Here is a 14,081-nt window from a genome sequence, read left to right as displayed (position 1 = left end):
GATTCTAGCTGTCAGGTCATGCAACACGTGTGACACAGGATGCAGCGCAAAATTCGCCGCAATGGCACAATTGCGCCACGCGACGCCCTCTTCCAGACAGGATTTCCCATGCTGCAATTTAAAACCGACGCCCTGATGGCCACTCCGTGCGACGACGAAGAAGACAATATGGCCATGCTCTGCTGCCACGGAAAAAACGGCGAGATGTTCATGCTGACCCGTTATCCGGACGAAGACGAAGTGGAATTGACCTGGGATTACGAGCCGTCGACCCTGGATGGGCTGAAGGTGACGCTGGGCGAGACCACCCTGTTGGTGGAGTTGGCGGCGGGCGATGCCGATGCACTGGGGGGCAAGGATCAGTTGCAGATCACCCACGCCACCGCCGCATCGGACATGGCCGAGCTGGACGAAACCCTGCAGAACATCCTCAAGGGTACCGGCACCTTCACCCGGATCTAAGACCACCCAATAAATAAATGCGGGAGGGGGCTTGCCCCCGATGGCGGTATATCAGTCAGCGGGTTCATAACTGACACTCTGCTCTCGGGGGGCAAGCCCCCTTCCCACATTGACAGTGTTCACAACAAGAAATGTTCTGGGCAGAACTGCGCACTCCACACAAAATTCCTACAAGTTTTGCCAAAAATACCCGCTACGCCGTTAGTCGCCGCCCCCTTCCATGCATTAAAGTAGGCACCCCAGCCCGATGCTTGCCACACAGCACTCGGGCTCATCTTTCCAGGAACCGTCATCGATGGAACATCGTGAAGCGCTGCTTGCGCTGCGAACCTTTCTTTCTACGCAGATTCTCGGCCAGGAAAAACTCATCGATCGCCTGTTGATCGCCTTGCTCGCTGACGGCCATATGTTGGTGGAAGGCGCGCCGGGCCTGGCCAAGACCAAGGCCATCAAAGAGTTGGCCGAAGGGATCGAAGCGCAGTTCCATCGAATCCAGTTCACCCCCGACCTGTTGCCCGCCGACATCACCGGCACCGAGATCTATCGCCCGGAAACCGGCAGCTTCGTATTCCAACAAGGGCCGATCTTCCACAACCTGGTACTGGCCGACGAAATCAACCGCGCCCCGGCCAAGGTGCAATCAGCCTTGCTCGAAGCGATGGCCGAGCGCCAGGTCAGCGTGGGGCGCAGCACCTATGACCTGTCGCCGCTGTTCCTGGTGATGGCCACGCAAAACCCCATTGAGCAGGAAGGCACCTACCCGCTGCCCGAAGCCCAGCTCGACCGGTTCCTGATGCACGTCAAGATCGGCTTCCCGGACGCAACCGTGGAGCGGCGCATCCTGCAACAAGCCCGTGGCGAAGCCCTCAACGGTGAAACCAAGCCCGAGCGCCGCGTCAGCCAGCAGGCAATCTTCGCCGCGCGCAAGGAAATCCTCGGCCTGTACATGGCCGATGCCGTGGAGGAATACCTGGTGCAACTGGTAATGGCCACGCGCACCCCGGCCAAGTTCGATCCGGAGATGGCCGAATGGATCGCCTACGGCGCCAGCCCACGCGGTTCCATCGCCCTCGACCGCTGCGCCCGCGCCCACGCCTGGCTGGCCGGGCGTGACTTCGTGAGCCCGGAAGATATTCAGGCGGTGCTGTTCGACGTACTGCGCCATCGCATCATCTTGTCGTTCGAGGCTGAAGCCGCCGGGATAGACCAGGACCGCGTGGTGCAACGCATTCTCGACGTTGTTGCCGTCGCTTGACGCCGATGAACGCCACCGATGGTATCCGCGTCACGCTCAGTGAGTTGATCCAGATGCGTCATCGCGTGCGCGAAGTGCAGCTGTTTTCCACGCCGAGCCAGCGCAGCCCGTTGATTGGCCTGCACCACTCCAAGCTGCGCGGGCGCGGTGTCGACTTCGACCAGGTGCGCGTGTACCAGGCCGGCGATGATGTGCGCACCATCGACTGGCGCGTGACCGCACGCACCCAGGAGCCCCACACCAAGCTGTTCCACGAAGAACGCGAGCGGCCGATCTTCATCATGGTCGAGCAAAGCTGCCGGCTGTTCTTCGGCTCGGGGCAGATGTTCAAATCGGTGTTGGCGGCGCAGGCGGCCAGCCTGATCGGCTGGGCGGCCCTGGGGCATAACGACCGCGTCGGCGGGTTGGTATTCGGCGACAACGAGCACTACGAAATCAAACCCCGGCGCAGCAAGCAAAGCCTGCTGCAACTGCTTAACCGCCTGGTGCGGGTCAACCAGAGCCTGGACACCGAAAGCCGCCCCGAAGCCGACGCGTTGGGCATGGCCCTGCGCCGTGGCCGCGAAGTGTTGCGACCGGGCAGCCTGGTGATCGTAATCTGCGATGAGCGCGCCCTCACCGAAGGCGCCGAGCAACAGTTGAGCCTGCTGTCACGCCACTGCGACTTGCTGCTGCTGCCGATCTCCGACCCACTGGACCACGCCCTGCCCGCCGCTGGGCTGCTGCGTTTCGCGCAACGAGGTGCGCAGTTGGAGCTGGACACGCTGAACTACGACTTGCGCCAAGCCTATAAGGCGCAGGCCGAAGCACGTATCGCCCGCTGGGAACTGCTCGCACAAAAGCTGCGGGTGCTGCTGATGCCCTTGAGCACCCAGAGCCAAATGGTCGAGCAACTGCGCGAATACCTCAACCCGCAACGCCCGGCCAAAAAACAATGAGCAGCCTTGACCAACTGCAACCCTTGATTGCCCCGCCGCCTATCGGCTTCTGGCCGCCTGCGCCGGGCTGGTGGTTACTGCTGCTGGTGATCCCGCTGCTCGGCTGGGGATTATGGTCCCTGCGACGGTTTTTGCCCGCGCGGCGACCGCTTGCCCGTGCTGAACAACCACTGGACCCGCTGCGCATCGCTGCCCTGGCAGAGCTGGCGCTGATGCCCAAGCCTTACGACGGTGCACCCGCCGGTGCCTGGCTGCAACAACTCAACGGCCTGCTCAAGCGCCTGTGCCGCAACGACTACCCCTACAGCCAGAGCCACACCCTCAACGGGCGAAAATGGCTGGCATTCCTCGACAACCGCTGCCCGGCCGCTGGCCTTACGCGCTGGATGGTGCTGGTGGAAGGCACCTACAAGCCCGAATGCAAACTCGACGACAAGGCCATCGCCGGCTTGACCCAAGCCGTCGACACCTGGATTCGCAAACATGTTTGAGTTCGCCTGGCCGTGGATCTTCGCCCTGCTGCCATTGCCCTGGTTGATGCGGCTGGTCCTGCCGGTAGCCGACAGCGGCGAGCCCGCACTTAAAGTCAGCTACCTCAGTGACCTGGAAAGCCTGGCCAAGCGCCGCGCTCGCGTCAACCTGCCGAGCTGGCGCCAGCAGGCCCCCTTCGTCGTGCTGTGGTTGCTGCTGCTAAGCGCCGCCGCACGCCCGGAATGGCTCGGCGAACCGCTGCCGATTGCCGCCAGTGGCCGCGATTTGCTGGTGGCGGTAGACGTGTCCGGCTCGATGGATTTTCCAGACATGCACTGGCAGGACGAGGAAATCAGCCGCCTGAGCCTGGTCAAGCACCTGCTCGGGGATTTCCTTGAGGGCCGCGATGGCGACCGGGTCGGCCTGATCCTGTTCGGCAGCCAGGCTTACCTGCAGGCGCCGCTGACCTTCGACCGCCGCACCGTGCGCACCTGGCTGGACGAAGCGCGCATCGGCATCGCGGGTAAGAACACTGCGATTGGCGATGCCATCGGCCTGGCCCTCAAACGCCTGCGCCAGCGCCCGGCGCAAAGCCGCGTGCTGATCCTGGTGACTGACGGGGCCAACAACGCCGGGCAGATCGACCCGCTGACCGCCGCGCGCCTGGCCGCCGAAGAAGGCGTCAAAATCTACCCGATCGGCATTGGCGCCGACCCGGAGCAAACCGGTTCCCTGGGCATCCTGGGCGTCAACCCGAGCGTGGACCTCGACGAACCGACACTCAAGGCCATCGCCCAAGCCACTGGCGGCCAGTACTTCCGAGCCCGCGATGGCGAAGAGCTGAAAACCATCAAGCAAACCCTCGACCAACTCGAACCCGTCGAACAACAACCCACCCAGGCGCGCCCCACGCAAGCACTGTACAGCGGGCCCTTGGCACTGGCGCTGGTCCTGAGCGTGTTGCTGGTGATTCAGGAGCGTTGGCCCAACAACGCGCTGCAACGCTTGTTCAACAAACTGTCGAGCAAGGGGATCTTTCTGCAACAACACCCGCAATGGCGTCAACGCCTCAAACGCCTGCGCTTGCGGAGGCGTCGATGATCGAGCTGTGGCCTCACTGGTTCCGTCCCTGGTGGCTGTTGCTGCTACCGCTGCTCGGCTGGTTGCTGTGGCAGTTGTGGCACCGGCAAAAACGCGCCGGGCGCTGGCAGATGATCCTGCCACCCGCCTTCCATGCCGTGCTGCTCAGCGGCGGCAACGGCCGCGAGAGCAAGTCACCGTGGGTGGTGCTCGGGATCGCCTGGTTGCTGGCGGTGCTGGCATTGCTCGGCCCCAGTTGGCAACGGGTGGAACAAGCCAGCCAGAAGCCGTCCGACCCGTTGGTGGTTCTGCTCGAACTGACGCCGCAAATGCTCGCCACCGACAGCCCGCCCAACCGCTTGGAACAGGCGCGACGCAAGCTGTATGACTTGTTGCAGGCGCGCACCGATGCGCAAACCGCCATCGTCGTGTACGCCGGTAGCGCCCACACCCTGGTGCCGCTGTCGGACGACCTGGCCACCAGCCGCAACCTGCTGGACGCCCTGCGCCCCTCGCTCATGCCCGAGCCCGGCCACCGCGCCGATCTGGCCGTGGAGAAAGCCCTGGGCTTGCTCAACCAAGGCGGCCTTGGCCAAGGCCGCCTGCTGCTGATCGGCTCATCGCTGTCCAAACAAGAACGCCAGGGCATCCGCCTGCTGCTGCAAAGCAACCAGGCGCCGCCCCTGTCGATCCTGGGCATCGGCAGCCGTGAAGGCACACCCGTCACTCAGGAAAGCGGCGAGTTCCTCAAGGACGAACAAGGCGCGATCCTCGTCCCGCGTCTCGACAGCCCCACGCTGAAAGCCTTCGCCAGCGAGATGGGCGGCCGTTACCGTGCGGCGCGCCTGGACGACAAGGACCTGCGCCAGCTCGGTGTGCTCGACCCACCGCAAGCCCTGCGTAACGACGGCGAGCTGCTGCACCTGGACACCTGGGCCGACCAAGGTTATTGGCTGCTGCTTCCGCTGTTGTTGCTGGCGGCCTGCGCCGGGCGCCGTGGTTGGTTGTTCTGCCTGCCGTTGCTGCTGATGGCCACGCCACAGCCCAGCTATGCCTTTGAGTTCCGGGATTTGTGGCTGCGCCCCGACCAGCAAGGTCAATACTTACTCAAGAAAAAACGCCCGGCCGAGGCCGCCGAGCATTTCCAGGATGCGCAATGGCAGGGTGTCGCGCTGTATGAGGCTGGCAACTATGCCGAGGCCATCAAGCGGTTTGCCGAAGGCAACGACGCCTACTCCCACTACAATCGCGCAAATGCCCTGGCCAGGGCGGGCGAGCTGGAAGCCGCCATCGATGCCTACGAACAGGCCCTGGAAGCCCAGCCCGACCTGCAACCGGCCCTGAAAAACAAGGCCCTGGTCGAAACCCTGATGCAGGAACAGGCGCGGCCCCAGCCTGAAGAACCGGCCAAAAACGAAGATGACGAAACCACCCAACCCGGCCAAACTGCGCAACCGGGCGCCAGTGGGCAAAACGCGACAGGTGGCGAGCAGTCATCCCAAGGCCAGGGTGAAGCAGGTACGGGCGACACCCAGACCGGCGCCACACCCCAGGCCGGCGGCACCGAAGTGCCGGGCAGCGAACTTGAGGATGAGCACACGACCACCCCGCCGCTGCGCCCCACGGACGCCAGCCTTGACGGTGAACATCGCCAGGCCCTGGAACAATGGCTGCAGGAGATCCCGGACAATCCCGGCGAACTGCTGCGACGTAAATTCTGGTACGAACAGCAACAGCATCAGGACAAGACTCGATGAGCCGCCGCACTCCCCTACTGCTTCTGCTCGCGTTGTCGGCAGGCCACGCCCAGGCGGCGAACCTGGTCGCCAGCGTCGACCGTAGCCGCCTCAATTCAGGCGAAACGGTGGAACTGACGGTGGAGTCCAGCGACGTCACTCAGTTCGGCAAGCCCGACCTGTCGCCTCTGGATGCGCAGTTTGAAGTCAGCGGCACGCGCCAGCTCAACCAACTCACCACCCTGGGCGACGACAACCACGCCACCACGCGCTGGATCATCACCCTGCTGCCCAAGCAAAACGGCACGGTGGTGATCCCGCCCTTGCAAGTGGGCGAACACCAGACCCAGCCCATCAGCCTGCAAGTCGTGGAAACCACCAGCCAGAGCACTAACGCCGAACTGGCACCGGTGTTTGTCGAAGCGAGCCTCGACCAGCCCAGCGTCTACGTGCAGGCCCAGGCACTGTTGACCGTGCGCGTGTATCACTCGGTGTCGCTGTATGACGACAGTAGCCTTACACCGTTGCAGATCATCGATGCTCGCGTGGAGCAGTTGGGCGAGTCACGCACCTACGAAAAAGTCATCAACAGCATCCGCCATGGCGTAATCGAAACCCGCTACGCGATCTACCCGCAGCACAGTGGCGCCCTGGAGATTCCCGCACAGACCTTCAGCGCCACGCTGGTGGAATCGCGCCCGCCCCAGGAAAACACCCTGCAAGGCACCAAGCCCGGCAAGCTGATCCACGTCAGTTCGGCGCCCCTGGCGTTGGAGGTCAAGCCCAAGCCTGCGCTGTATCCGGCCGATACGCCTTGGCTGCCCGCGCGCAGCCTGACCCTGACCGAAAGCTGGAACCCGGAACCGGAACATGTGCAGGTCGGCGACTCCCTGACCCGCAGCCTCACGATCAAGGCCGAAGGCCTCTCCAGCGCGCAACTGCCGGCCCTGCCGAGCACCGACATCAGTGGTTTGCGCCGTTACCCGGACCAACCGGTGCTCGGCAACCAAACCAGTGACCGCGGGCTCGTCGGCAGCCGTGAAGACCGCGAGGCGCTGGTGCCCAATCGCGTCGGCCCTTTGGAAATACCGGCCGTGGACGTGGTGTGGTGGAACACCCATGAAGACCACCTGGAGCGCACCAGTCTGCCGGCCCGCACCCTGCAAGCCGCAATCAACCCGAGCCTGGTGGTGGACACCCCCGCCACGCCGACCATCATCACAGCGCCGGACGACACCCGCCTGTGGTTATGGCAACTGAGCACACTGGTCTTGGCCTGCACTACCCTGCTGGGCTTCGGCCTGTGGTGGCGTGCGCGCTGGCAACCGGCGGTACTGCGCGCAGCACAAACCGGCCCAAGCCCACGCACCTTGCTCGACGACCTCAAGCGCGCCACCCAGGCCAACGACCCCCAGGCCACGCGCCAGGCGCTGGATGCCTGGGCCCGCCAACAACCGGAAACCCTGGCGGACATGGCGGCGCGGTTTGTGCCGTTGTCGGATGCGTTGGATGGGCTCAATGGCGCGCTGTACAGCGAGAGCGGTCAATACTGGCTGGGTGAAGAGCTGTGGCGCGCAGTCAAAGCCATCCCGATGGCCGAGCGCGAGCAAGACCCGGCGACGGACACCACCAGCTTGCCGCCGCTTTATCCCAAGTAACCCCCGCAGCGTAATCGTTACCACGCTCTGCGGGGGAATACCGCGCTGGATACTCCGCGTCCAAGCTGCACAGGCAGGGCTCAATTGCTGTGCAACGGTGACGCGTAGCGTCACGGGATGCGTTACCACGCGGAGCGTGGGAACGATCAAAAACACACTGACATCGCATAACCCTGTGGCAGGGGCTTGCCCCTACCACACTGGAACCGCTTCGTCTGGGGCCGCAAGTTCGCATTCCGATGCGCAGGACTTGAACCTTGCCTATGCCGGTGAGCGCACCGGCATAGGCCTTATTTGCCTTGCAACGAGGTCATCCATTTGAGCATCGAAAGCGCGTTATGACCTCCCGCATTCGCGATTTTTGAATCGCCCTTTTCCGAGACCATATCTTCAAGCCAGCGCCTGGACTGCTCTGGTGTTGCCTGTGGCTCAGTTTTTGTTTGCGGCCTCTTTTCAGCCGTGACAGGTATGATGTTCGAGTAAGGAAAGTGACTGCCACCGGGGAAATTTACACTCATATGCAGCACATCCTTCATACAGTTCATAGGGGCCCCGCCTTCAGACGGACACCTGTTTTAAGTGCATCCTTTCAGCCGTCAGTTCCAAGCGCGATTGGTAACGCGGTATTTACAGGTAAACTCTCCTGCTTTTATCGCCACTCTTTAGTTTCGGCGGCCATTCATCCTCTCTTCCTCCACGGAGTTCGCCTTGCGTCTGTTCCACACCTCCGACTGGCACCTTGGCCAAAACCTGCACGGCCAGGAACGCGACTTCGAACACGCCTGCTTCCTTGAGTGGCTGTTGCGCCAGATCGCCACGCAGCAGCCTGACGTGCTCTTGATCGCCGGCGATATCTTCGACACGGTCAACCCGCCGCTCAAGGCCCAGGAGCGGCTGTACGATTTCATCATCAGCGCCCACGAACAAAACCCGACGCTGACCATCGTAATGATCGCCGGCAACCACGATTCCGGCTCGCGCATCGAACTGCCCGCGCCGTTGATGCGGCGCCTGCGCACCCATGCCCTCGGCCGCGTGCTGTGGCTGGATGACGGGCAGTTGGATGCCGAACGCCTGCTGATCCCGCTGCCGGATGCCAAAGGCAAGATCGCCGCCTGGTGCCTGGCCCTGCCCTTCCTGCGGCCAGCGGAAGTCACCGGCGCCCACCTCGGTGACGATTACCTGCGCGGTATCGGCCAGGTACATGAATGGCTGATCGCCGCCGCCAACGCCAAACGCAAAAAAGGCCAGGCGCTGATTGCCATCAGCCATGCGCACATGGCCGGTGGTTCGGTGTCGGAAGACTCCGAGCGCAGCCTGATCATCGGCAACGCCGAGGCGCTGCCGGCCACACTGTTCGACAAGAGTGTGGGCTATGTGGCCCTCGGCCATTTGCACAAGCCGCAAAAGGTCAATGGCGAAGAGCGCATTCGCTACAGCGGCTCACCGATTCCACTGTCGTTTTCCGAAATCGGCTACAAGCACCAGATTCTCGATGTGACGTTCCAGGGCCAATGCCTGGTGAGCGTCGAACCGCTGCTGATTCCCCGCTCGGTCGACCTGCAACGCCTGGAAGCCGCGCCGCTGGCGGATATTCTTAAACAGCTGGCAGAGCTGCCCGATATCGACCTGCTCGCCGAAACCCAACGCCATCCCTGGCTGGAAGTGCGCGTACTTCTGGACGAACCCCAGCCCGACCTGCGCCAGCAGATCGAAACCGCCCTACAAGGCAAGGCCGTGCGCTTGGTGCGTATCGCCGCCGAGTACGCGGGTAAACGTGGCAGTGATACCCATGACGAAGAGCGTTTTATCGAACTCGATCAACTCTCGCCGCAAGAGCTGTTCAGCCGCGCCTGGCAGGACAGCTATGGCAGTGAAGTGGATGAACAGACCTTGAAGGATTTCGCCGTGCTGCTCCAGGAAGTGCAACAGGAGGGTGAACAGCCATGAAGATCCTCGCCATTCGCCTGAAAAACCTCGCCTCCCTGGCCGGCCCGTTCGAAATCGACTTTACCGCCGAGCCCCTGGCCAGCGCCGGGCTGTTCGCGATCACCGGCCCGACCGGCGCAGGTAAAAGTACCTTGCTCGATGCCTTGTGCCTGGCGCTGTTCGGTTCTGTTCCACGCTTGAACAACACCGGCCGTGACGCCCGGGTGCCGGACGCCGAGGGTGAAATTGCCACCGGCGACCCGCGTACCCTGCTGCGTCGTGGCACCGGTGAAGGCTATGCCGAAGTTGACTTCATTGGCGTCGACGGCCGTCGCTATCGAGCACGCTGGGAAGCCAACCGTGCCCGCGAGAAAGCCGGCGGCAAGTTGCAGGCCAGCCGCCAGAGCCTGCGCGATATCGATCAAAACCAATTGCTCGCCAGCCAGAAAGGCGAATACAAGACCCAGCTTGAAGCCGCGCTGGGCCTGAACTTCGAACAGTTCACCCGTGCCGTGCTACTGGCCCAGAGCGAATTCAGCGCGTTCCTCAAGGCGGACGATAACGACCGCAGCGAACTGCTGGAAAAACTCACCGATACCGCGCTGTACACCCGCCTCGGCCGCCGTGCCTACGATAAAACCAAAGAAGCGCGTGAAGCGCTCAAGCTGCTGCAGGACCAGGCCACCGGCGTCACGCCGATGGGGCCCGAAGCACGGGCTGAACTGGATGAACGTTTCAACGCCGCACAACGTCAACTGAAGGCCGAGCAGGCGCAGCTCAAGCAACTGGAACAACAACACGCCTGGCTCAAGGATTTACGGGTACTACAGGACGCGCAGCACGCCGTCACCGAGCAGTTGCACAGTGCCGAAAAAGACTGGCAAGCGCTGGCCGGTGACCGGGTGAACCTTGCCCGCCTGGAACAGCTCGCACCACAACGGCACCAGTTTGCGCGCAAGGCCGAACTCCAGACCCTGCTGACGCCATTGGCGGCCCGAATAGCCGAACACACGCAGCAACATGTCCAACTGGCTGAACGCCAGGTGCAACTGGAGCAGGCCCTTGAGGCCGCCAAAGTGGCCTTGAGCGAAGCGCAATTGCGCCAGACGGACAACGCACCGTTGTTGCGCCAGGCCTTCGACGAACAGAGCAGCCTCGCCCGCCTGGCCAAGGACACCGCCCTCGGCGCCGAGACCCGGCAAAACGCGCAACTGGCCTGCACCGAAGGCCAGGCCGCGATTCAAGGGTTGCTGCACAAGCAGGCCGAGGCCGCCGACCAGTTGCAGCGTATCGCCGCCGAACTGGAACACAGCATCCAATTGGCGCCATTGAGCGACGCCTGGAATGCCTACCGCGATCGCCTGCAACAGCTGATGCTGATCGGTAACCGCGTGAGCAAGGGGCAGGCCGAACTGGCCAGCCTCGAACAACAGGCCACTGCCAGCGCTGACGCACTCGCCACGCAACAGCAACAGCTTGAAGTGTTGTTCAAGGAAGCCGGCGCCGAACCGGATGCCGTCGCCGAACAGATCGGCATCCTCGCTACCCTGCTGCAAGACAACCGCAAGCATTTGCGCGGGATCGAAGACCTGTCGCGCCTGTGGGCCACCCAACAGGACCTCGACACGCGCAGTGCCGAACTGCAACAACGCCAACTCGGCGCCCAGCAGCAGCGCGAGCAATTGACCCAGGACGGGGTGAAAACCAAGGCAGAACTGGGCGTCGCCGAGCAAACCTTGACGGTCACGCGTGAATTGCTGGAGCGCCAGCGCGTGGCGCGCAGCGCCAGTGTCGAAGAGTTGCGCGCGCAATTGCAGGATGATCAGCCCTGCCCGGTCTGCGGCAGTAACGAGCATCCTTATCATCAGCCTGAGGCGTTGTTGCAGAGCCTGGGCCGCCATGATGACAACGAGCAGTCCAACGCGCAGCACGTGGTGGACCAGCTCAAGGAGAAACTCACCGAGTTGCGCGCCGAAGTCAGCGGCGTGATCGTGCAGCAAAAGGAACTGCTGCAACAGCAGGAAAAGCTGGCCGCCCAGCAACTGGCGCTGCAGCCGAGCCTCGACGCGCACCCGCATGCCGAACAGTTGCTGAGCCAGGACGCCGACAAACGCGACACCTGGCTGGCTCGGCAGAACGAACAGTTGAGCCAGCGCATCGCGCAGGATGAACAACGCCAAGCTGCCTTGCTCACGCTGCAACAAGATGCTGCGCGGCTGACCCAGCAATTGCGCCAGGCCGAAACCACGCATCAGCACGCCGCGCAGCACCTCGGCAACCAGCAACGCGAACTGGCCAGCGACCGGCAACGGCTCGTTGAAGAACTCAACGCGCTCGGCAATGTATTGCCGGCAGACACCCTTGAAGCCCTGCGCCTTGAGCCAACGGCGACGTTCATGCAACTTGACCGGCAGATCGCCGAGCGCCTGGCGCAGCTCGAGCAGCAAAAGGACGCGCTCGGCGAACAGCAACAACGCCAGCAAACCCTGGACAAGGAACAAGACCGCCAGCACACCCGCGCGCAACAGGCGCAAACGGCCGAGCAGCAGTTCAATGCACTGGCGCAGCAGCAACAGGCCGCGCAGCAAAAACTCACACAACTGCTTGGCGAGCACAGCAGCGCCGAGCAGTGGCAGCAGCAACTGGAACACGCCGTGGAGCAGGCGCGCCACGCCGAAACCGGCACGGTCCAGGCCCTGCAAGACGTCAACACCCAACGCGTACAGATCGCGGCTGAACTCAAGGCCCAGCAAGACAGCTTGCAGACACTCGAACACGAAGAAGCCGATGTAGCAGGCAAGATCAGCGAATGGCGCGCTCGCCACCCGGAATTGGATGACGGCGGCCTCGATGAACTGTTGAGCGTCGATGAACTGCACATCACAGAGTTGCGTGCGCGTTTGCAACACAACGAGAAGGCCCTCGAACAAGCCAGGGTACTGCTACAGGAGCGTGAGCAACGCTTGCTCGATCATCAGGCCCAGCACAACGGCAATCTCGATGCCGAGCAACTGGCCAGCGCCCTGGCCGATGTGCAGGGCCAATTCGTCGCCAGTGAACAGCGCTGTGCCGAGCTGCGCGCCGAACAAGTTGAAGACCAGCGCCGGCAGAACGCCAACCAGGCACTGGCGCAACAGATCGCCGACGCGAATGCCGAATACCAGCGCTGGGCACGCCTGAATGCGCTGATCGGCTCGGCCACCGGCGACACGTTCCGCAAGATCGCCCAAGCCTACAACCTCGACCTGCTGGTGCATCACGCCAACGTGCAATTGCGCCAACTGGTGCGCCGCTACCGCCTCAAGCGTGGTGGCAGCATGTTGGGCCTGTTGGTGATGGACACGGAGATGGGCGACGAACTGCGCTCGGTGCATTCGTTGTCCGGCGGTGAGACGTTCCTGGTGTCGTTGGCATTGGCCTTGGGCCTGGCGTCGATGGCGTCGAGCACCTTGAAGATCGAGTCGCTGTTTATCGACGAAGGTTTTGGCAGCCTCGACCCGGAGTCGCTGCAATTGGCCATGGATGCCTTGGATGGTTTGCAGGCCCAGGGTCGCAAGGTCGCGGTGATTTCCCACGTGCAGGAAATGCATGAGCGCATCCCGGTGCAGATCCAGGTCAAGCGCCAAGGCAATGGCCTGAGCACCCTGGAGGTCAAGTGAGCGAAGCGCTGCTGTATTCGTTCCGGCGCTGCCCGTATGCGATGCGCGCGCGGCTAGCCTTGCGCTATTCGGGCGTGCCGGTGCAGATCATCGAAGTGAGCCTCAAAGCCAAGCCGCCAGACATGCTGGCGCTGTCGCCCAAGGGCACGGTGCCGGTGTTGAGTGTGGGCGGCCAGGTAATCGATGAGAGCCTGGCGATCATGCAGTGGGCCTTGGCGCAGAACGATCCGCACGATTGGTTGCTGCACGGCAATCCCGGCGCGCTGGCGCTGATCATCGAGAATGATCAAGACTTCAAGCAGCACTTGAATCGCTACAAGTACGCCGAGCGTTACCCGGAGCAACCGATGGAATTTTATCGAGCCGAAGGTGAGGTGTTCTTGCGCAAGCTCGATGACTTACTGACGGAGCGCGACTATTTGCTCGCGGACCACCTGAGCCTCGCCGATGTGGCACTGGCGCCGTTTGTGCGCCAGTTTGCCCATGTGGATCGAGAGTGGTTTGCGGCTGCGCCGTATCAACGTTTACAAGCCTGGTTGCAGCGGTTCCTGGAATCGCCGTTGTTCATCGCGGTCATGGCAAAACCTTAGACGCCGATCAGTGCGGGGTCTTGTGATCCAGGGCGGCATAGAAGTTGGCACTTTGTTGCAGGTATTTCTGGGTGTAGGCGCTGGTGCTGGATTGCTTGCCGCTGACCTCCACACTGGCGGATGCTGGCAGGGCAACAGTGGCGGAGACGGCGGAAGCGGCGATGATCGAGAAGAGATTGAAGTTCATGTCGGTAACCCTTGTGTTCGTTTGGTTGGGTGGCCGGGGAAGGCCTTGGAACCAACTTACGCCCGAGGGTTGATCCATAGAAATGCTTTGAAACACTAGCCGCTATCAATGTAATT

The 14,081-nt window shown here is 62.6% G+C and carries 12 protein-coding genes; 10 read left to right on the top strand and 2 right to left on the bottom strand.

What is annotated here, in order from left to right; translation table 11 throughout:
• Window positions 1–108: 108 nt before the first annotated feature.
• The 7 genes from PspS35_RS13040 to PspS35_RS13010 all read left to right on the top strand — a co-directional run bounded on the left by PspS35_RS13040 (window position 109) and on the right by PspS35_RS13010 (window position 7,600).
• Window positions 109–462 carry a hypothetical protein gene (locus PspS35_RS13040; protein ID WP_159935062.1) on the top strand — a complete coding sequence of 118 codons (354 nt, stop codon included), beginning with the start codon at window positions 109–111 and terminating at the stop codon, window positions 460–462.
• Between the two features lie 295 nt (window positions 463–757).
• Window positions 758–1,717, top strand: coding sequence for a MoxR family ATPase (locus PspS35_RS13035; protein WP_016971759.1), 960 nt, complete (start codon window positions 758–760; stop codon window positions 1,715–1,717).
• A 5-nt stretch (window positions 1,718–1,722) separates the two neighbouring features.
• Complete coding sequence (locus tag PspS35_RS13030) at window positions 1,723–2,655, top strand: DUF58 domain-containing protein (RefSeq protein ID WP_159935060.1); 933 nt, start codon at window positions 1,723–1,725, stop codon at window positions 2,653–2,655.
• The gene (locus PspS35_RS13025) at window positions 2,652–3,146 is read left to right on the top strand and encodes a DUF4381 domain-containing protein (RefSeq protein WP_159935058.1); all 495 of its coding nucleotides are present in this window, start codon (window positions 2,652–2,654) and stop codon (window positions 3,144–3,146) included. Before PspS35_RS13030 ends, PspS35_RS13025 begins: the two co-directional genes overlap by 4 nt.
• Window positions 3,139–4,227, top strand: a complete 1,089-nt coding sequence (locus PspS35_RS13020) for a VWA domain-containing protein (protein ID WP_159935056.1) — start codon at window positions 3,139–3,141, stop codon at window positions 4,225–4,227. The genes PspS35_RS13025 and PspS35_RS13020 overlap by 8 nt, the downstream gene beginning before the upstream one ends.
• Window positions 4,224–5,963, top strand: coding sequence for a tetratricopeptide repeat protein (locus tag PspS35_RS13015; RefSeq protein WP_159935054.1), 1,740 nt, complete (start codon window positions 4,224–4,226; stop codon window positions 5,961–5,963). The genes PspS35_RS13020 and PspS35_RS13015 overlap by 4 nt, the downstream gene beginning before the upstream one ends.
• Window positions 5,960–7,600 carry a BatD family protein gene (locus PspS35_RS13010; RefSeq protein ID WP_159935052.1) on the top strand — a complete coding sequence of 547 codons (1,641 nt, stop codon included), beginning with the start codon at window positions 5,960–5,962 and terminating at the stop codon, window positions 7,598–7,600. The genes PspS35_RS13015 and PspS35_RS13010 overlap by 4 nt, the downstream gene beginning before the upstream one ends.
• Window positions 7,601–7,890: 290 nt before the next feature.
• Here PspS35_RS13010 and PspS35_RS13005 read toward each other — a convergent pair whose 3' ends face one another.
• Window positions 7,891–8,118, bottom strand: coding sequence for a hypothetical protein (locus tag PspS35_RS13005; protein WP_159935050.1), 228 nt, complete (start codon window positions 8,116–8,118; stop codon window positions 7,891–7,893).
• Between the two features lie 190 nt (window positions 8,119–8,308).
• On the opposite strand from PspS35_RS13005, the gene PspS35_RS13000 reads away from it, so the two are divergent.
• The 3 genes from PspS35_RS13000 to PspS35_RS12990 are packed head-to-tail and all read left to right on the top strand — an operon-like array spanning window position 8,309 to window position 13,778.
• Window positions 8,309–9,550: an exonuclease SbcCD subunit D C-terminal domain-containing protein gene (locus tag PspS35_RS13000; protein ID WP_159935048.1), complete on the top strand. Its 1,242-nt coding sequence runs from the start codon at window positions 8,309–8,311 to the stop codon at window positions 9,548–9,550.
• Complete coding sequence (locus PspS35_RS12995) at window positions 9,547–13,188, top strand: SbcC/MukB-like Walker B domain-containing protein (RefSeq protein ID WP_159935046.1); 3,642 nt, start codon at window positions 9,547–9,549, stop codon at window positions 13,186–13,188. Before PspS35_RS13000 ends, PspS35_RS12995 begins: the two co-directional genes overlap by 4 nt.
• On the top strand, window positions 13,185–13,778 hold the full coding sequence (locus PspS35_RS12990; RefSeq protein WP_159935044.1) for a glutathione S-transferase: 594 nt from the start codon (window positions 13,185–13,187) through the stop codon (window positions 13,776–13,778). The genes PspS35_RS12995 and PspS35_RS12990 overlap by 4 nt, the downstream gene beginning before the upstream one ends.
• Window positions 13,779–13,785: 7 nt before the next feature.
• Here PspS35_RS12990 and PspS35_RS12985 read toward each other — a convergent pair whose 3' ends face one another.
• The gene (locus PspS35_RS12985) at window positions 13,786–13,965 is read right to left on the bottom strand and encodes a hypothetical protein (RefSeq protein ID WP_159935042.1); all 180 of its coding nucleotides are present in this window, start codon (window positions 13,963–13,965) and stop codon (window positions 13,786–13,788) included.
• Window positions 13,966–14,081: the final 116 nt, after the last annotated feature.

Source organism: Pseudomonas sp. S35 (assembly GCF_009866765.1).
GTDB lineage: Bacteria > Pseudomonadota > Gammaproteobacteria > Pseudomonadales > Pseudomonadaceae > Aquipseudomonas.
Note: the sequence above shows the minus strand (reverse complement) of the source record. Positions and strands in the feature narration are given on the sequence as shown.